Below are 18,714 nucleotides of genomic sequence, written 5' to 3'. Positions count from 1 at the left end.
GGCTGGCGTAGGCCGGTGCTCACGTACGTAAGTACGCTCCGCTCCGGTTCTCGAAAAACACCTTTTTCGACTCGGCCTGACCTGAATCCAGACGCATCCCACCCAGCGGTTCACTCCACACTGAGCCCATAGCGCTCGACCACCTCGGCGTTGATCAGCTTGGCGTGCAGCGTCATGAGCACGATCTGCGCGTCGAGACTGTCGCCGGCCTCAAGCGCCGCTTCGATGCGGCGCTCGACCTCCAATGTCGGCTCGCGGCCGTTGGCCTGCTCGAACACCTGCGGCCCGGCGACGCAATAGCCGCAGAGCTGCGCCACGGATTGATAGGCGCCTGCCGGCGGCTCATCGGGCCAGCGGTCGTTCATCAGATTGACGATGGTAAGCTTTACCCCTTCCGGCACCAAAGCCGGATGCAGGTCGGCCGCGCGCAACGCGTCGTCGAGCTGGCGCAAGTCGCCGGAGCGGCCGAACATGCCGAGAAAGCCGAGGGAAGAGCGCCGCCTGGCCATGATGATCCTGTGTCCTCAACCAGCTGGTACGACGCCTATCTGGATGCACCGGGCGGCTGAAACAAGGGCACAAGAGGGGCGGCTGCGCTTCGCAAGCCGCCCCTTGATTTCACCAAGCCGGAAATTCAGTGATTGTCGCGCGGCACGCCGCTGGTATGGGCGACGTCCTGGTACTTCACCGCCGGCTTCAGCACCATGCCGGCCGAGAACTGGTCGACCATGCCGCGCTGGATCTCCTGCCACGGCGTCTGGTGCTTGGGATAGTGATAGCCGCCATCGGCCTGCAGCGCGGTGCGCCGCTTGGCGATCTCCTCGTCGCTGACGAGGATATTGGCCGTGCCCTTCTTCAGGTCGATGCGGACGCGGTCGCCGCTCTTGAGCAGCGCCAACCCGCCGCCAATGGCCGCTTCGGGCGAGGCGTTGAGGATCGACGGCGAGCCCGACGTGCCGGACTGGCGGCCGTCACCGATGCAGGCAAGGGCGTGGATGCCCTTCTTGATGAGGTAGGCCGGCGGCTGCATGTTGACCACCTCGGCGCCGCCCGGATAGCCGACCGGACCGGCGCCGCGCATGAACAGGATCGTGTGCTCGTCGATGCCCTGCGCCGGATCGTCGATGCGGGCGTGATAGTCCTCCGGCCCGTCGAAGACCATGGCGTTGCCCTCGAAGGCTTCAGGGTCGTTCGGGTTGGACAGATAGCGCTCGCGGAATTCCGGCGAGATGCCGCTCATCTTCATGATCGCCGAATCGAACAGATTGCCCTTGAAGTTGATGAAGCCGGCATTGGCCTTCAACGGCTTGTCGACGCTGCGGATAACGTCGGAATTCTCGTTGACGGCGCTGCTGCAATTGTCGCCGATGGTCTTGCCGTTGGCGGTCATGGCATCGGGATGCGGCAGGCGCCCGGCCTTCATCAGCTCGGCCACCACCGCCGGCACGCCGCCGGCATGGTGATAGTCCTCGCCGAGATACTCGCCCGTCGGCTGCAGGTTGACCAGGAGCGGGATGTCGAGGCCGATCTTCTGCCAGTCGTCATTGTCGAGCGGCACGCCAAGATGGCGTGCGATGGCGTTGAGGTGGATCGGCGCGTTGGTAGAGCCGCCGATGGCCGAGTTGACGACGATGGCGTTCTCGAAGGCCTCGCGCGTCATGATGTCGGAGGGCTTCAGGTCCTCATGCACCATGTCGACGATGCGCTTGCCGGTCTCGTAGGCGATCTGGCCGCGCTCGCGATAGGGCGCGGGAATGGCAGCGGAGCCCGGCAGTTGCATGCCGAGCGCCTCGGCCAGCGAATTCATGGTGGTGGCGGTGCCCATGGTGTTGCAATAGCCGGTCGACGGCGCCGAGGAGGCTACGATGTCCATGAACTCGTCATAGTCGATCTCGCCGGCTGATAGCCTTTGGCGCGATTCCCAGACGATGGTGCCGGAGCCGGTGCGCTTGCCCTTGTGCCAGCCATTGAGCATCGGGCCGACCGACAGCGCGATCGCCGGAATATTGACGGTCGCAGCAGCCATCAGCAGCGCAGGCGTGGTCTTGTCGCAGCCGATGGTGAGCACGACGCCATCGAGCGGATAGCCGTAGAGCACCTCGACGAGGCTGAGATAGGCGAGGTTGCGGTCGAGCGCGGCGGTGGGGCGCTTGCCGGTCTCTTGGATCGGATGGCACGGGAACTCGAACGGGATGCCGCCCATCGAGACGATGCCTTCGCGCACGCGCTTGGCAAGCTCGATGTGATGCCGGTTGCAGGGCGAAAGGTCGGAACCGGTCTGCGCGATGCCGATCAGCGGCTTGCCCGACATCAGCTCGGCGCGCGTCAGGCCGTAATTGAGGTAACGCTCGAGATAGAGCGCCGTCATGCCTGGATTGTCGGGATTGTCGAACCACTCCTGCGAGCGAAATTTCTTCTTCCTGGTGGGGGCGCCTGCCATGGTGGTCTCCGTATTTGTATGACAAATCGATAGGACAATGCGTCCATGCAGGCAAGAGGCAGGCGCTGCCGGGACCCGGACTTTGGTGCGATAGACTTGTTTCGGGCCGCGCGCTACGACCGACCAGCATCAGCAATCCGGGAGGTCTTGATGGCTTTGGTGATCGAAGGCGAGGAGCGGATCGCCGCACCCATCGGGAAAGTGTGGGAAGCCCTCAACGACCCGGAAATCCTGAAAGTGGCGATTCCCGGCTGCCAGAGCTTGGAAAAGACCTCGAACACCGAGATGGCGGCGACCGTGGTGCTGAAGATCGGCCCGATCAAGGCGACCTTCAACGGCGAAGTCACGCTGAAGAACCTCAAGCCGCCGCATTCCTATACCATCCAGGGCGAAGGCAAGGGCGGCATTGCCGGCTTCGCCAAGGGCGGCGCCGACGTGACGCTGACCGCCGACGGGGCGGACTCGACAGTGCTCAAATACGCAGCCAAGGCCGAGGTCGGGGGCAAGATCGCGCAACTCGGCAGCCGGCTGATCGAGTCGACATCGAAGAAGCTTGCGGGACAGTTCTTCTCGACGTTCGGCGAGAAGGTCGGCGCCTGACCCTCCCTTCAAGGGAAAGGGGGTTATTCGAACACGATGCTCGGCACGGCGGCTTCGGCAGCGCCGCGCTCCTCCTGGACCCTTTCCCAGACCTTGCTGGCGATATCGCGATAGATCTTCGCCTCTGCGCCGTCCGGCTTGGAGGCGACGACCGGGGTGCCGGCGTCCGAGCTTTCGCGAATGCCCATTTCCAGCGGCACCTCGCCGAGGAAGGTGACGCCGAGGCGCTCAGCCTCGCGGCGCGCGCCGCCATGGCCGAAAATGTCGTAGCGCTTGCCGGTGTCCGGGGCGAGGAAATAGCTCATGTTCTCGACGATGCCGAGCAGCGGCACGTCGACCTTCTTGAACATGTTGAGGCCCTTGCGGGCGTCGATCAGGGCGAGGTCCTGCGGCGTCGAGACGATGACGGCGCCGGCGAGCGGCACCTGCTGGGCCATGGTCAGCTGGGCGTCGCCGGTGCCGGGCGGCATGTCGACCACCAGCACGTCGAGCGGGCCCCACTCGACCTCGCGCAGCATTTGCGTCAACGCCGACATCACCATCGGGCCGCGCCAGATCATCGGCGTCTCCTCATCGACGAGGAAGCCCATCGACATCACCTTGAGGCCGTAATTCTGCATCGGCTTCAGCACCTTGCCGTCGACGGTCTGCGGCCGGCCGTGGATGTTGAGCAACCTGGGCATCGACGGGCCGTAAATGTCGGCATCGAGCACGCCGACCTTCAGCCCGTTGGCGGCAAGGCCGAGCGCCAGATTGACCGCGGTGGTCGATTTACCGACGCCGCCCTTGCCGGAGGCGACCGCGATGATGGCGTCGATGCCGGGCACGCCGCGCTTGCCGTGGCTCTGCGATGCGGGCGCGTGCAGCGCGGGTCGCTGCGGCGCTGGCGGCGGAGCGGCGGGCCGTGGAGCAGCCGGGCGTGGCGGAACGGGCGCTTCCATGCCGCCGCCCTTCTTCTCCGCCGTCAGCGCGACGACGGCGCTGGCGACGCCGGGGATGGCCTTCACCGCGCGTTCGGCGGCGGCGCGCAGCGGCTCCAGCTCCTGGGCGCGGGCGGCGGGAACGGTGATCGAGAAGAAGACCTTCGAATCGGCGATGAATATTTCCGAGACCATGCCGAGATCGACGATGTTGCCAGCGAAGTCCGGCCCATTCACCGTCTTCAGGCGCTCGACGACGGATTCCTTGGTAACGGTCATGATCTTTCCTCGGAGCTTTGGCGTTCCAGATAGTGCAGTTTCCCGGCAGAACCAAGCCGTGGCGCAATGGCTCGCCCGGCGTGCCCCGGAAAGCGACGGATGGTGTCGGATTTGCCACCGGGGTCGAGGTCCGGGGCCTCGGCCATGGTCAAACGAACTATCCGCGCTATCTCGATTGCCATCACGATAATCTGTGAAGGAGACCGTCATGCTCCAAAACAGCAATGCGACAGCCAATCTCGCAGTGAAGGACCTGGAAAGGGCCAAGGCTTTCTATGAAGGAACGCTAGGCCTCAGCCAAGTGGACGACATGGGCGGCGAACTGATCGTCTACAAAAGCGGCGACACGCTCATCAACGTCTATCATTCGCAGTTCGCCGGCACCAACAAGGCGACAGCGGTGACATGGACGGTCGGCGACCAGATCGAGCCGATCGTCAAGTCGCTTAAATCGAAAGGCGTCAGCTTCGAGCACTATGAGATGCCGGGCCTGACGCTTGAAGGCGACATCCATGTCGGCGACGGCATGAAGGTCGCCTGGTTCAAGGACCCCGACGGCAATATCCTCAACCTGGTTGGATAAAAGCGCCGGGGTTGTCGGTCGACGTCAAGATTGTGCCCGATCGCAACAGCCTATCTGGCGCAGGCTTTCGGCGCTCGATAGTTTGCGTCGATGATCGACAAACTGGAATTCTTCATCGCTTTGGCCAAGGAGGAGCATTTCGGCCGGGCCGCGGAGGTGTGTGGCGTCACGCAGCCGACGCTGTCGGCCGGCATCAAGCAGCTCGAGGGGCAGCTCGGCGTGATGCTGGTGCTGCGCGGCTCCCGCTTCCAGGGCCTGACGCCGGAAGGCAAGCAGGTGCTGGGCTGGGCGCGCCGCATCGTCGGCGACTCGCGCACCATGCGCGAGGAGATGCGGGCGGCGCGCCACGGTCTGTCCGGGCGCATCCGGATCGCGGCGATCCCGACGGCGCTGGCCATGGTGGCGCGGCTGACGACGCCATTCCGCGAAAAGCATCCGGGCGTCACCTTTTCGGTCCTGTCGCGCACATCGATCGAAGTGCTGTCGCTGCTCGGCAATTTCGACGTCGATGCCGGCATCACCTATCTCGACAACGAGCCGCTCGGGCGCGTCACCAGCGTGCCGCTCTATGACGAGCGCTACCAGCTGATCACGGCGGTCGGGAACCCCTATTCCGACCGCGACAAAGTGTCGTGGGCCGAGATCAGCCAGCTGCCGCTCTGCCTGCTGACGCCGGACATGCAGAACCGGCGCATCATCGACCAGCACCTGGCGGAAGCCGGCGTGCAGGTGCGGCCGACGCTGGAATCCAATTCGATGATCGTGCTCTTCTCGCATATCCGTACAGGCAAATGGTCATCGATCATGCCGCTCAACCTTGCGGAAACGTTCGGCTTTTCCGAGCCCATCCGGGCCATTCCCATCGTCGAGCCGGATGCCAGCCACACGGTCGGGCTGGTGGCGGCGCCGCGCGAGCCGCACACGCCGCTGGTGCAGGCGCTGCTGGACGAGGCGATGGCGCTGGCGGACGATTTCCGCCGCCACCGCTAGGCTAGACAATGCGAGCTGCCCGATTTTGATAGAAAATTTCTATCAAGCGACGGGAGCGCTTTATTGATTTCGGAGGTTTCCTCTGATTTCGTAAGGACTTAGCGATATTGCGCCCTATGCATGTCGTTGCCCCGAAACCGCTCTATATCCTGGGGTGACATACATCGGCCGCCACGACCAGGGAGGGCGCTGCGTGACCATGCAGGCCGCAAGTACCGAGATCGCGTCGCGCACGGCGGCGATCATTGACGAGATGAAGGGCCTCGAAGGCCCGTTGCTGCCGATCCTGCACAGCATACAGGAAGAGTTCGGGCACGTTCCGAAGGACGCGCTGCCGGTGATCGCCGACGGGCTGAACCTCTCCCGGGCCGAGGTGCACGGCGTGGTCAGCTTCTATCACGATTTCCGCGCCAAGCCTGCCGGACGGCACGTGCTGAAGCTTTGCCAGGCGGAAGCCTGCCAGTCGATGGGCTCGGATGCCGTCGCGGCCAAGGTCAAGCAGTTGCTCGGGATCGATTTCCACGAGACCACGCGCGACGGATCGGTTACACTGGAGCCGGTCTACTGCCTCGGGCTTTGCGCCTGCTCGCCGTCGGCGATGCTCGATGGCGAAGTCATCGGCCGGCTCGATGACGAGAAGATCGAAGAGATCGTCGCGGAGGTGCGTTCATGATCCCGCGCATCTATGTCCCGGCAGATTCCGGCGCGCTGGCGCTCGGCGCCGAAAAGGTCGCCAAAGCGATCGAGAAGGAACTCAAGGAACGCGGCGTCGAGGCCAAGATCGTGCGCAACGGTTCGCGCGGCGCCTATTTCCTGGAGCCGATGGTCGAGGTGGCCACGGCCGAGGGCCGCGTCGCCTACGGGCCGGTCAAGCCGTCCGACGTCAAGAGCCTGTTCGACAGCGGCTTCCTCAAGGGCGGCCACCACAAGCGCTGGCTGGGCTCGCCCGACAAGATCCCCTTCTTCGCCAAGCAGACGCGGCTGACCTTCGCACGCTGCGGCATCAACGACCCGCTGTCGCTCGACGCCTACAAGTCGCTGGGCGGCTTGCGCGGGCTGCAGAACGCGGTCGCCATGGCGCCGGCCGACGTCGTCAAGCAGGTTACCGAGTCCGGCCTGCGCGGCCGCGGCGGCGCGGGCTTCCCGACCGGCATCAAGTGGAAGACGGTGCTGGATACGGCGGGCGCGCAGAAATACATCGTCTGCAACGCCGACGAAGGCGACAGCGCCACTTTCGCCGACCGCATGATCATGGAAGGCGATCCCTTCGTGCTGATCGAAGGCATGGCGATCGCCGGCATCGCGACCGGCGCGACCAAAGGTTTCGTCTATATCCGCTCGGAATATCCGCATGCGGTGGCGACGATGAACAAGGCCGTGGCGATCGCCCGCAAGGCGGGCGTGCTGGGTGTCAACGTGCTGGGTTCGCCCAACGCCTTCGACATGGAGATCCGCGTCGGCGCCGGCGCCTATGTCTGCGGCGAGGAAACCTCGCTCTTGAACAGCCTCGAGGGCAAGCGCGGCGTGGTGCGCGCCAAGCCGCCGCTGCCGGCCATCCAGGGCCTGTTCGGCAAGCCGACGGTGATCAACAATGTGATCAGCCTGGCCTCTGTGCCTGTAATCATGGACAAGGGCGCCGCCTACTACAAGGATTTCGGCATGGGCCGCTCGCGCGGCACGATCCCGATCCAGATCGCCGGCAACGTCAAGAATGGCGGCCTGTTCGAGACGGCCTTCGGCCTGACGCTGGGCGAGATCGTCGACGATATCGGCGGCGGCACGGCTTCGGGGCGCCCGGTCAAGGCGGTGCAGGTCGGCGGCCCGCTCGGCGCCTATTTCCCGCGCGCCTTGTTCGACACACCCTTCGACTACGAGGAATTCGCCAAGCGCGACGGGCTGATCGGCCATGCCGGCATCACCGTGTTCGACGACAGCGCCGACATGCTGAAGCAGGCGCGCTTCGCCATGGAATTCTGCGCCATCGAAAGCTGCGGCAAGTGCACGCCCTGCCGCATCGGCTCGACGCGCGGCGTGGAGGTTCTCGACAAGGTCGCCGCCGGCATCGAGGCGGAAAAGAACCTCGCTCTGGTCACCGACCTCTGCAACACGATGAAGTTCGGATCGCTCTGCGCGCTGGGCGGCTTCACGCCCTACCCGGTGATGAGCTCGATCACGCATTTCCCCGAGGATTTCAAACCCGCGCCTGCGCGCGTGGCGGCTGAATAGGAGCTGGCAGAAGATGAACATCAAGGCCGACTTCCCGACACTCATCGAAGAGATCGACTACGGAACGCCGGAGTCGAAAGCGACGAAGCAGATCACGCTGACCGTCGACGGGCAAAGCATCACCGTGCCGGAAGGCACGTCGATCATGCGCGCGGCGATGGAGGGCGGGGTCGAGATCCCGAAGCTCTGCGCCACCGACATGCTGGACTCCTTCGGCTCGTGCCGCGTCTGCCTGGTCGAGATCGAAGGACGCGGCGGCACGCCGGCCTCCTGCACGACGCCGGTCGGCGAAGGCATGGTGGTGCGCACGCAGTCGGACCGGCTCGACGCCATCCGCCGCGGCGTCATGGAGCTCTATGTCTCCGACCATCCGACCGGCTGGAACGAAAAGGCCGGTACCGGCGCCAGCGAATTCGACGCGGTGGCGAAGTCGGTTGGGCTCTCCGAGAACCGCTACGGCGTCGAAGGCCGCAACCACGTCAAGGAAGAGAACGGCGTTGCGCCTGGCCATGGCTCGCTGGCGGTCGACTACATCGCCCGCGACGAATCCAATCCTTATTTCACCTATGATCCGGCGCAGTGCATCGTCTGCTCGCGCTGCGTGCGCGCCTGCGAAGAGGTGCAGGGCACCTTCGCGCTGACCATCGAGGGCCGCGGCTTCGAGTCGCGCATGGTCGCCGGCATGCATGAGGACTTCATCGCTTCCGAATGCGTCTCCTGCGGCGCCTGCGTGCAGGCCTGCCCGACGGACGCGCTGCGCGAGAAGACCGTGCTCGAAAAGGGCATGCCGGAGCGCTCGGCCGTCACCACCTGCGCCTATTGCGGCGTCGGCTGCTCGTTCAAGGCCGAGGTGAAGGATGACGAGGTCATCCGCATGATGCCTTACAAGGACGGCAAGGCGAACCACGGCCATTCCTGCGTCAAGGGCCGCTTCGCCTATGGCTACGCCACCCACAAGGACCGCATCCTGTCGCCGATGGTCCGCGAGAAGATCTCCGACCCGTGGCGCGAAGTGAGCTGGGAAGAGGCGATCGCGCATACGGCGAAGGAATTCCGCCGCATCCAGTATCAGTACGGACGCACCGCGATCGGCGGCATCACCTCGTCGCGCTGCACCAACGAGGAGACCTATCTCGTCCAGAAGCTGGTGCGGCAGGGCTTCCGCAACAACAATGTCGACACCTGCGCCCGCGTCTGCCATTCGCCGACCGGCTACGGGCTCGGCCAGACATACGGCACCTCCGCCGGCACGCAGGATTTCGATTCGGTCGAATTCACCGACGTCGCCGTCATCATCGGTGCCAATCCGGCTTCGGCCCATCCGGTGTTCGCCTCGCGGCTGAAGAAGCGGCTGCGCCAGGGCGCCAAGCTGATCGTGCTCGATCCGCGCCGCACCGAGATGGTCAAGTCGGCGCATATCGAGGCCGACTACCACCTGCCTTTGAAGCCCGGCACCAACGTGGCGGTGCTGACGGCGCTGGCGCATGTCGTCGTCACCGAAGGCCTGTTCGACGAGGCCTTCATCCGCGAGCGCTGCGACTGGGCCGAGTTCCAGGACTGGGCATCCTTCGTCGCCCTGCCGGAGAACAGCCCCGAAACCGTCGGCAAGCTATCGGGCGTGGATCCGGAACTGATCCGGGGTGCCGCGCGCATGTATGCCAAAGGCGGCAATGGCGCGATCTATTACGGCCTCGGCGTGACGGAGCACAGCCAGGGCTCCACCACGGTGATCGCCATCGCCAACCTCGCCATGGCCACGGGCAATATCGGCCGGCAAGGCGTCGGCGTGAACCCGCTGCGCGGCCAGAACAACGTACAGGGCTCCTGCGACATGGGCTCGTTCCCGCATGAATTGCCGGGCTACCGCCATATCTCCGGCGAGGCGGTGCGCGACATCTATGAAAGCCTGTGGGGCGTGAAGCTGGACGACGAGCCCGGCCTGCGCATCCCCAACATGCTGGACGCAGCCGTCGACGGTTCGTTCAAGGGCATCTACATCCAGGGCGAGGACATCCTGCAGTCCGATCCGGACACCAAGCATGTCGCCGGCGGCCTCGCCGCGATGGAATGCGTGGTCGTGCACGACCTCTTCCTGAACGAGACGGCGAACTACGCACATGTCTTCCTGCCGGGCTCGACCTTCCTCGAGAAGGACGGCACCTTCACCAATGCCGAGCGCCGCATCAACATGGTGCGCAAAGTCATCGAGCCGAAGGCGCGCTATGCCGACTGGGAAGCGACGCAGGAGCTCGCCCGCGCCATCGGGCTCGACTGGAACTACACGCATCCGTCGCAGATCATGGACGAGATCGCCAAGACGACGCCGAGCTTTGCCGGCGTCTCCTTCGAGCTGCTCGACCGCGTCGGCTCGGTGCAGTGGCCCTGCAACGAGAAGGCGCCGCTCGGCACGCCGATCATGCATGTCGACGGCTTCGTGCGCGGCAAGGGCAAGTTCATCCGCACCGAATATGTGGCGACCGACGAGCGCACAGGTCCACGCTATCCGCTGCTGCTCACCACCGGCCGTATCCTGTCGCAGTACAATGTCGGCGCGCAGACCCGGCGCACCGAGAATTCGATGTGGCACGCCGAGGACCGGCTGGAGATCCATCCGCACGACGCCGAGGTCCGCGGCGTGCGCGAAGGCGACTGGGTGCGGCTGGCGAGCCGTTCGGGCGAAACCACGCTGCGCGCGTTGATCACCGACCGGGTCTCGCCCGGCGTCGTCTACACGACCTTCCACCACCCCGACACGCAGGCCAACGTGATCACCACCGACTTCTCGGACTGGGCGACCAATTGTCCGGAATACAAGGTCACCGCCGTGCAGGTGGCGCCGTCCAACGGCCCGAGCGACTGGCAGAAGGACTATAACGAACAGGCCAAGCAGAGCCGGCGCATCGCCTCGCTGCAGGCGGCGGAGTAGGTGTGTCGAGGACAGAGCTCAATCTTGACGGCTGATCGACCCCCACTCCGTCGAGCTTCGCTCGACACCTCTCCCCCGATCGACGGGGGAGAGGAAAGGCGCGCGGCGATCCCAGTTGGCTCCTTTCCTCTCCCTCCGGAGGGGGGAGAGGTGGCGCTGCGAAGCAGCGACGGAGTGGGGGAAGGCGTTGGAGAGCAATTGCCGATTGACGTAAGAGGCCTTCGACATATCCTGAGCGAAATGGCCGGCAGGCCAGGGGCTGGCGCCTCGTGAACCGCCCTCCTATCTCCCAAATCTCTCGCCTTGCGCATCGCGCCGGCGGCACCTCGGCCGCGAACCGCATGGTGCCGGAGGAGACGCCGGTGGCGTTCTCCTTTGCCGGCACCACGCATGCGGTGATGATGGCAAGCCCGGCCGATTTCGAGGATTTCGCGCTCGGCTTCTCGCTGACCGAAGGCATCATTGCCGACAGCCAAGAGATCGAGGCGATCGAGGTCGAGGATCTCGGCGCCGGCATCGATATCCAGATCCGGCTGAAGGATCAGGCCAACACGCGCTTCCAGGCGCGGCGGCGCAGGCTGGCCGGGCCGGTCGGCTGCGGCTTGTGCGGCATCGAATCCATTGAGGAGGCGATGCGTTCGGTCGACGCGGTCGGTTCGTCGAAGCTTACGCTCGACGCCGAGGACGTTACCCGTTCGGTCAGCCTGCTGTCGAAGCAGCAGCCGCTGCACACCGAAACCGGCGCTGTGCATGCCGCAGGCTTCTATGTGCCGGGCAAAGGCATCGTGATGGCGCGTGAGGATGTCGGCCGCCACAACGCGCTGGACAAGCTCGCCGGTGCGCTGGCCAAGGCCGGCATCGACGGCGCGAGCGGCGCCATCGTGGTGACCTCGCGCGTGTCGGTGGAGATGGTGCAGAAGACGGCCGCCATCGGCGCTTCGATCATCATGGCGGTTTCGGCGCCGACCGCCCTTGCCATTCGCACGGCCGAGGCCGCCGGCATGACGCTGGTGGCGCTGGTTCGCGGCGACGATTTCGATATCTTCACCCACCCCGAACGGGTGGCTTCCGGAGTTGCCAAGCATGTCGCATGACGAAGACCACATCGCCAGCACCAAGGAAAAGCTGGTGCGCATGGCCAACCAGATCGCCACCTTCTTCCATTCGAAGCCGCGCGAGGAAGGCATTGCCGGCGTTGCCGAGCACATCAACAAGTTCTGGGAGCCTCGGATGCGGCGCCAATTCTTCGAGATGCTGGACGCCGGCACGGAGAATTTCGACGACCTTGTGATCGCCGCCTCGGCCAAGATCAAGCGGCCGATCAGCCCGGCGGAGGCCGACACGAAGCTTGGACTCAAGGCTTTCCCGGCCGACATCGCCGCTGCCCAGAAATAGTCGCAGCGACCGGCCGTCTTACATTTCTTTTTGCTAAAGTTTGAGCTGCCGCTACCTGGTCGGCTCTGCTATGTTTGACGATCGGAAATCGTCAGGCCAGGCGGAAGAACTCGTGAGGCCGATCGAGACCAGATACGCGCGCAGCGGAGAGGTGCGGATCGCCTATCAGGTGGTCGGCCAGGGCGCGTTCGATCTGGTCTTCGTGCCGGGCTTCATTTCCAATCTCGATCTGCATTGGGAAGACGAAGGCTACAGCCGCCTGTTGAAACGGCTCTCGGCCTTCTCGCGCCTGATCCTGTTCGACAAGCGCGGCACCGGGCTTTCCGACCGCGTCGACAACCACAATCTGCCCAGTCTCGAAACGCGCATGGACGATGTGCGCGCGGTGATGGACGCCGCCGGCAGCGGCCGGGCGGCGATCCTCGGCGCCTCGGAGGGCGCGCCGATGGCGATGCTGTTCGCCGCCACCTATCCGGAGCGGACGCGCGCGCTCGTCCTCTATGGCGCCTATGCGCATTTCCACAGATGGGTGATGCCGCCGGAACGGCTGGAAGCTTTCATCGACACGGCGGAGACATCGTGGGGCACCGGCGCCACCTTGCCGAATTTCGCGCCTGGCCGGGTGGACGATACCCACTTCACCCAGTGGTGGGCCCGGTTCGAGCGGCTGTCGGCCAGTCCGACGGCGGCCGCAGCGCTTGCCCGCATGAACGCCGATATCGACGTGCGCGATATACTCGGGATGATCAGGGTGCCGACATTCCTGATCCATCGCCGTAACGACGCCCGCGTCGACCCCGATGCCAGCCGCTTCCTGGCCAGGAAGATCCCCGGCGCTCGCCTGGTCGAGATCTCTGGGCGCGACCACCCGATCTGGACCGGCGACGTCGACCGAGTGGCCGATCTGATCGAGGAATTCCTGACCGGAGAACCGGCGGTGGCCGACACCGAGCGCGTGCTGGCGGCGCTGCTGGGGACGCGCATCTACGACACGGCCAAGCTCGGCGACCGCATGTGGAGCGAGCGCAGCCAGCGCTTCCAGGAAACCTGGCGGCTTCTGGTCGGCCGCCATGGCGGCCGCACGGCCGGCACGCATGGCGAATTGATGATGTCGCGCTTCGATGGGCCGGCGCGCGCCGTGCGCTGCGCCGCGGCGCTGCGCGAGGCGGCCCAGCAGATCGGCGTGGCCAGCGCGCAAGGCGTGCATGTTGGCGAGATCGAAATGCGCGGCCAGCCGGTCGGGCTGACGGCGCGGGTGACGATGCAGCTCGCCGCGCATGCCGGGCGCGGCGACATCCTCGCCTCGCGGCTAGTCGCCGATCTCGCAATAGGTTCCGGCCTGCATTTCGTCGATGCCGGCCGCGTCAGCCTCGATGAGGTGGACGAGCCCATGCCGGCAGTTCTGGCGACGTCGGAGCAGCATCTGGAGCCGGCCTGCCGGCCCAAGGCAAGGCCCGCCGAGCCGGCCGCGCTGACGGCGCGCGAGAGCGAGGTGGTGAACCTGATCGCCGACGGCAAGAGCAATGCCGCGATCGCCGCCGAACTCTGCCTCAGCGAGCACACGGTCAAGCGCCATGTCGCCAACATATTGCTCAAGCTCGACCTGCCGTCGCGGGCGGCGGCGGCGGCCTTCTCGGCCAGACATGCTGGCCCGGACGGGCCATGAGAGCCATGGCGCTTTCGGGCGAAGCGGTCGGGGCGCCCTAAGAGGTATCAATTCTCCCCATGCAGGCTAGGCGATGCAGCCACGAAGGCACTGCGAATGGAGGATGAAATGCTGAAATTGAATCGCAAGATCGGATTGCTGGCATTTGCCGCGGGCGCGTTGCTGGCCATCACTCCGGCGCGGGCCGAGGACGCCTCGGCAACCGCGGCCTACAAAGATATCCAGGCCACGCTCGGCACGGTGCCCGACATGTTCAAGACGCTGCCCGATGTCGCGGTGGCCGGCGCGTGGGCCGAGATCAAGGGCGTGCAGCTCAATCCGAACACCGCCCTCAATGGCAAGACCAAGGAGCTGATGGGCCTGGCGGTCGCTTCGCAGATCCCCTGCCAGTACTGCATCTATTTCCACACGCTGGCGGCCAAGGCGAACGGCGCGAGCGACGAGGAGATCAAGGAGGCCATCGCCATGGCGGCGATCGTGCGCCACTGGTCGACGATGCTCAACGGCAGCCAGGTCGACCTCGCCACATTCAAGAAGCAGACCGACGACCTGTTCGCCGCCGTCAAGGCGAAGTCGCAGTGAAAGACCCTCGGCCCGGCGGTCACGCCGGGCTGCGTCCCGAGCAACGGAACGCCCGATCAGACGGGCCATGGAGGCAAGAAATGTTGACCAAGACAAAGACAGTGGATGGCGCCGCGATCAAGAAGGCGATCGAGGGCCGTGACGGCAAGCTCTTGTCGAGCTTCTACAATGACGATGCGCTGGTGCGGGTGATCGACCGGAACAATCCGCCGAGCAAGCCGCGCGAGATCCGCGGCCGCGCGGCGATCAGCACCTTCTGGGACGATATCTGCAGCCGGGCGATGACCCACAAGGTGGATACCACCATCGCCGAGGGGGACAACCTCGCCTTCATGCAAGCCTGCGCCTATCCGGACGGCACAAAAGTGTACTGCGCGGCGATGGTGGAGCTGAAGAACGGCCTGATCGCGCGGCAGACCGTCGTGCAGGCCTGGGACGAATAACAAGTCGCGGACAAATCAAACAGCGGCCTGGCCGCAATCATGAGGGAGAGCAAACATGTTCAGCGCCAGATGGCAGATCGACGCGAAGTTCGGCCAGAAGCAGACCGCACTCGAGCTGATGCGGAAATGGGAGCGCGAGATCGGCTCGCAGGTCGGGCTCGCTGACTTGAATTTTCGCCTCATGACGGGCTCGATCGGCGCACGTGAAGCGACGATCGAGTCCCATCACGAGGTCGAAAGCCTGGCCCAACTGGAAGCGTTCTTTGCCAAGATCGCCAAGATCGACGCGCACGCCAAATGGGGCAAGGAATTAGAGCCCTATGTGGTGTCGGGCACCAGCCAGTGGCAGATCTTCCGCATCGTGGAATAGCTGCACCGTCGAAGAGCCGGGGCTGAGAGGCCGCCGGCGAGCACGAAGGCGCGAGTGGCCGCGACGCGGGCGGCCGCTCGTCAGCATCAGATCGACAGGGCCAGGGACCGAGCATCCCGGCACGGCCGGCCCCGGCCGGGTTGGCTGCCATGTCATGGCTCTCCCGGGCCATGCCCCGCTGGCCCTTTCGGGCGAAGCGGCGCGCACCGGATTGGTGCAATGTGCTCTTCCTGCACCGTCGAACGCACCCGCCCGTCGAGGCGGCATAACGAAGCAACAAATGCGTCGCGCCGACGCCGCATGGCGGTGGGCGCAATCAAGGGAGCAAACCGATGACCGACGAAACCCATGCAAAACTGCGTGAAAGCCTGCGCGGGGAGGTGATCCTGCGTGACGATGCCGGCTACGACGAGGCCCGCAAGGTCTATAACGGCATGATCGAAAAGCGCCCGCTGCTGATCGCACGCTGCGCCGATGTCGCCGACGTGATCACCGCCGTGAAATACGCGCGCGACAACGACCTGCTGATCGCCGTGCGCGGCGGCGGGCACAACGGCGCCGGGCTGGGGATTTGCGACAACGGCCTCGTCATCGACCTGTCGATGATGAAAGGGGTCCATGTCGATCCGAAAACGCGCACCGTGAGGGTCGGGCCAGGCTGCACGTCGGGTGACGTGGACCATGCCACCCATCCTTTCGGGCTGGCTGTTCCGGCCGGCATCGTCTCGACCACGGGCGTTGCCGGTCTGACCCTCGGCGGAGGGACGGGCTATCTCACGCGCAGATACGGTCTCACCATCGACAATCTGGTCGAAGCCGATCTGGTGCTGGCCGACGGCAGCGTGGTGACAGCCAGCAAAGCCGAGAATCCCGACCTGTTCTGGGCGCTCCGGGGCGGCGGCGGCAATTTCGGCGTCGTGACCAGCTTCCTGTTCCAGGCCCATCCCGTGAACATGATCTTCGGCGGCCCGGTGTTCTGGGAGGCCAAGGATGCGTTGGCCGTCATGCAGACCTATCGCGACTACCTGCCGGAGGCGCCGGAAGATCTTGGCGCCTTTGTCGGCCTGAAAACCGTTCCCTCGACCGATCCCTTCCCGCGCGAATATTGGGGCAAACGCGCCTGCGCCATCATCTCCTGCTACAACGGCACCGAGGAGGACGGGCGCAAGGCCATGGCGCCGCTGCTCGACAATCTGCCGCCGCCGATTTTCAACTGGATGGGCATGATGCCATTCCCGGCCTTGCAGGCGTTGTTCGATCCACTGCTTCCGAAAGGCCTGCAATGGTATTGGAAGGGCGATTTCGTGAAGTCGCTTCCCGACGAAGCCATCGCCACCCATATCGCGCAGGCCGCCGCGGCGCCGAGCGAATTGTCGCTCATGCATCTTTACCCGATCGACGGCGCCGTTCGCCGCGTCGGCAAGAACGAGACCGCATGGAACGCGCGCGACGCAACCTGGTCGATGGTCATCGCCGCCATCGATCCCGATCCGGGCAAGGCCGCCGACCTCACCAGGTGGGCCAAGACCTACTGGACGAGCATCCACCCCCATAACGGCGAAGGCGGTTACGTGAATTTCATGATGGACGACGAAGGAGAAGCGCGCGTGCAGGCGAGCTATGGCGCAAATTACGAGCGGCTGAGCCAGGTGAAGCGCACCTATGACCCCTTCAACGTCTTCCGGGTCAACCAGAACATCAAGCCCGCGACTTCGATGACGGAAGGCAGGACAGCCGCTTAATTCTTATGCTGATCCCGCCGACACAGGGATCGTCGCGCCGAGGTCGGACTGCCTCCGAATTGCTCTTCGCAATTCGGTGCAATCCGACCTCTCCCACAAGGGAAGAGGCAGAAGGCGCCTAGCCGTGGGCCACCATCACGTGGCGGACGGCGGTGTAGTCCTCCAGCGCGTAGAGCGACATGTCCTTGCCGTAGCCGGACTGCTTCAACCCGCCATGCGGCATCTCGTTGGTCAGCATGAAGTGCGTGTTGATCCAGGTGCAGCCATATTGCAGGCGGGCGGCCGTCGCCATGGCGCGCGAGACGTCTTTCGTCCACACCGACGAGGCCAGGCCGTAGTCGCTGTCGTTCGCCCAGTTCACCGCTTCATCGACGTCGGAGAAGCGAGTGACCGAGACGACCGGACCGAACACCTCGCGGCGCACGATCTCGTCTTCCTGCAGCGCGCCGGCGACGACGGTCGGCTGGTAGTAGAAGCCGGAGCCCTCGCCCGGCTTGCCGCCGGTGGTGATCTCGATGTGCTTCAGTTCCGAAGCGCGCTCGACGAAGCTCGACACGCGGTCGCGCTGGCGGCGCGAGATCAGCGGCCCGATCTCGTTCTCGGTGTCGTCCGGCTGGTTGTATTTGATGGTCGAGACGGCGGAAGAGAGGTCGGCGACGAGCTTGTCGTAGATCTTCTTGCCGGCATAGATGCGGCAAGCGGCGGTGCAGTCCTGGCCGGCATTGTAATAGCCGAAAGCGCGCAGGCCGTTGACCACCGCGCCGAGATCGGCGTCGTCGAAGACGATGACCGGCGCCTTGCCACCAAGCTCCAGATGCGTGCGCTTGACCGACTTGGCGGCCGCCTGCAGCACCTTCTTGCCGGTGGCGACGTCACCGGTGATCGAGATCATGTTCACCTTGGGGTGGTTGATCAGCGTGTTGCCGACGCTGTCGCCGCGGCCGAGCACGACATTGACGACGCCCTCGGGCAGCACCTTGGCGAGGATCTTCGCCAGCTTCAGCGCCGTCAGCGGCGTCTGCTCCGACGGCTTGAAGACGACCGTGTTGCCGCCGCCGATCGCCGGCGCCAGCTTCCAGGCCATCATCATCAGCGGATAGTTCCAGGGCGCGATGGAAGCGACGATGCCGACCGGGTCGCGCCGCACCATCGAGGTGTGGCCCGGAATATATTCGCCGGCAACCTGGCCGGGCATCGAACGCACCGCGCCGGCAAAGAAGCGGTAGCAGTCGACGATCGCCGGAATCTCGTCATTGAGCACGGCGTTGATCGGCTTGCCGCAATTCAGCGCTTCGAGCGCCGCGAAGTCCTTCGCCTCGGCCTCGATGCGGTCGGCGATCTTGAGCAGATAGCCCGAGCGCTGCGCCGGCGTGGTGCGCGACCAACTGACGAACGCTCGTTCGGCCGCAGCGACGGCAGCCTCGATCTGCGCCGGACTCGCTTCAGGCAAGTTGAGGATCGTCGCGCCGGTCTTCGGATTGAGGATCGGCTCCTCCGTCTCGGTGCCCTTCTCGAATTTCGAGCCGATCAGCATCTGGGTGTCCATGGACGT

17 protein-coding genes are annotated in these 18,714 nt (G+C 65.0%); 13 read left to right on the top strand and 4 right to left on the bottom strand.

What is annotated here, in order from left to right; genetic code table 11:
- Nucleotides 1-110: 110 nt before the first annotated feature.
- Nucleotides 111-509 carry a hypothetical protein gene (locus tag FJ417_RS04275; RefSeq protein ID WP_140782589.1) on the bottom strand — a complete coding sequence of 133 codons (399 nt, stop codon included), beginning with the start codon at nucleotides 507-509 and terminating at the stop codon, nucleotides 111-113.
- A gap of 125 nt (nucleotides 510-634) precedes the next feature.
- Nucleotides 635-2,440, bottom strand: coding sequence for an IlvD/Edd family dehydratase (locus FJ417_RS04270; protein ID WP_140658333.1), 1,806 nt, complete (start codon nucleotides 2,438-2,440; stop codon nucleotides 635-637).
- A 150-nt stretch (nucleotides 2,441-2,590) separates the two neighbouring features.
- On the opposite strand from FJ417_RS04270, the gene FJ417_RS04265 reads away from it, so the two are divergent.
- Entirely contained in the window at nucleotides 2,591-3,040 is a 450-nt protein-coding gene (locus FJ417_RS04265) for a carbon monoxide dehydrogenase subunit G (protein WP_140658335.1), read from the top strand.
- A 23-nt stretch (nucleotides 3,041-3,063) separates the two neighbouring features.
- On the opposite strand, the gene FJ417_RS04260 is transcribed toward FJ417_RS04265, so the two are convergent.
- Nucleotides 3,064-4,239 (bottom strand): Mrp/NBP35 family ATP-binding protein, encoded by a 1,176-nt coding sequence (locus tag FJ417_RS04260; protein WP_140782588.1) that lies wholly within the window; start codon nucleotides 4,237-4,239, stop codon nucleotides 3,064-3,066.
- A gap of 208 nt (nucleotides 4,240-4,447) precedes the next feature.
- Here FJ417_RS04260 and FJ417_RS04255 point away from each other — a divergent pair, with 208 nt between their 5' ends.
- From FJ417_RS04255 to FJ417_RS04195, 12 genes are all read left to right on the top strand, one after another.
- Nucleotides 4,448-4,822 (top strand): VOC family protein, encoded by a 375-nt coding sequence (locus FJ417_RS04255; protein WP_140647078.1) that lies wholly within the window; start codon nucleotides 4,448-4,450, stop codon nucleotides 4,820-4,822.
- Between the two features lie 90 nt (nucleotides 4,823-4,912).
- The gene (locus FJ417_RS04250; RefSeq protein ID WP_140647077.1) at nucleotides 4,913-5,812 is read left to right on the top strand and encodes a LysR family transcriptional regulator; all 900 of its coding nucleotides are present in this window, start codon (nucleotides 4,913-4,915) and stop codon (nucleotides 5,810-5,812) included.
- Nucleotides 5,813-6,005: 193 nt separating this feature from the next.
- Nucleotides 6,006-6,485 (top strand): formate dehydrogenase subunit gamma, encoded by a 480-nt coding sequence (locus FJ417_RS04245; RefSeq protein WP_140658339.1) that lies wholly within the window; start codon nucleotides 6,006-6,008, stop codon nucleotides 6,483-6,485.
- Complete coding sequence (locus FJ417_RS04240) at nucleotides 6,482-8,038, top strand: NADH-quinone oxidoreductase subunit NuoF (protein ID WP_140782587.1); 1,557 nt, start codon at nucleotides 6,482-6,484, stop codon at nucleotides 8,036-8,038. The genes FJ417_RS04245 and FJ417_RS04240 overlap by 4 nt, the downstream gene beginning before the upstream one ends.
- Nucleotides 8,039-8,051: 13 nt before the next feature.
- Nucleotides 8,052-10,964, top strand: coding sequence for a formate dehydrogenase subunit alpha (gene fdhF, locus FJ417_RS04235; RefSeq protein WP_140782586.1), 2,913 nt, complete (start codon nucleotides 8,052-8,054; stop codon nucleotides 10,962-10,964).
- A gap of 269 nt (nucleotides 10,965-11,233) precedes the next feature.
- Nucleotides 11,234-12,058 carry a formate dehydrogenase accessory sulfurtransferase FdhD gene (gene fdhD / locus FJ417_RS04225; protein WP_140782585.1) on the top strand — a complete coding sequence of 275 codons (825 nt, stop codon included), beginning with the start codon at nucleotides 11,234-11,236 and terminating at the stop codon, nucleotides 12,056-12,058.
- Complete coding sequence (locus FJ417_RS04220) at nucleotides 12,048-12,359, top strand: formate dehydrogenase subunit delta (protein ID WP_140782584.1); 312 nt, start codon at nucleotides 12,048-12,050, stop codon at nucleotides 12,357-12,359. The genes fdhD and FJ417_RS04220 overlap by 11 nt, the downstream gene beginning before the upstream one ends.
- Before the next feature lie 112 nt (nucleotides 12,360-12,471).
- On the top strand, nucleotides 12,472-14,025 hold the full coding sequence (locus tag FJ417_RS04215) for an alpha/beta fold hydrolase (RefSeq protein ID WP_140782583.1): 1,554 nt from the start codon (nucleotides 12,472-12,474) through the stop codon (nucleotides 14,023-14,025).
- 108 nt (nucleotides 14,026-14,133) lie between these two features.
- Nucleotides 14,134-14,607 carry a carboxymuconolactone decarboxylase family protein gene (locus tag FJ417_RS04210; protein ID WP_112128489.1) on the top strand — a complete coding sequence of 158 codons (474 nt, stop codon included), beginning with the start codon at nucleotides 14,134-14,136 and terminating at the stop codon, nucleotides 14,605-14,607.
- Between the two features lie 80 nt (nucleotides 14,608-14,687).
- The gene (locus FJ417_RS04205; protein WP_140647070.1) at nucleotides 14,688-15,050 is read left to right on the top strand and encodes a nuclear transport factor 2 family protein; all 363 of its coding nucleotides are present in this window, start codon (nucleotides 14,688-14,690) and stop codon (nucleotides 15,048-15,050) included.
- A gap of 55 nt (nucleotides 15,051-15,105) precedes the next feature.
- Entirely contained in the window at nucleotides 15,106-15,420 is a 315-nt protein-coding gene (locus FJ417_RS04200) for a hypothetical protein (RefSeq protein WP_140647069.1), read from the top strand.
- Nucleotides 15,421-15,752: 332 nt separating this feature from the next.
- Complete coding sequence (locus FJ417_RS04195) at nucleotides 15,753-17,162, top strand: FAD-binding oxidoreductase (protein ID WP_140782582.1); 1,410 nt, start codon at nucleotides 15,753-15,755, stop codon at nucleotides 17,160-17,162.
- Nucleotides 17,163-17,280: 118 nt separating this feature from the next.
- Here FJ417_RS04195 and FJ417_RS04190 read toward each other — a convergent pair whose 3' ends face one another.
- Nucleotides 17,281-18,708, bottom strand: coding sequence for a gamma-aminobutyraldehyde dehydrogenase (locus FJ417_RS04190; RefSeq protein WP_140782581.1), 1,428 nt, complete (start codon nucleotides 18,706-18,708; stop codon nucleotides 17,281-17,283).
- Nucleotides 18,709-18,714: the final 6 nt, after the last annotated feature.

The sequence above is a fragment of the Mesorhizobium sp. B3-1-7 genome (assembly GCF_006439385.1).
Lineage (GTDB): Bacteria > Pseudomonadota > Alphaproteobacteria > Rhizobiales > Rhizobiaceae > Mesorhizobium.
The sequence above is the reverse complement of the archived record's forward strand: the minus strand, read 5'-3'. Positions and strand labels throughout refer to the sequence as shown.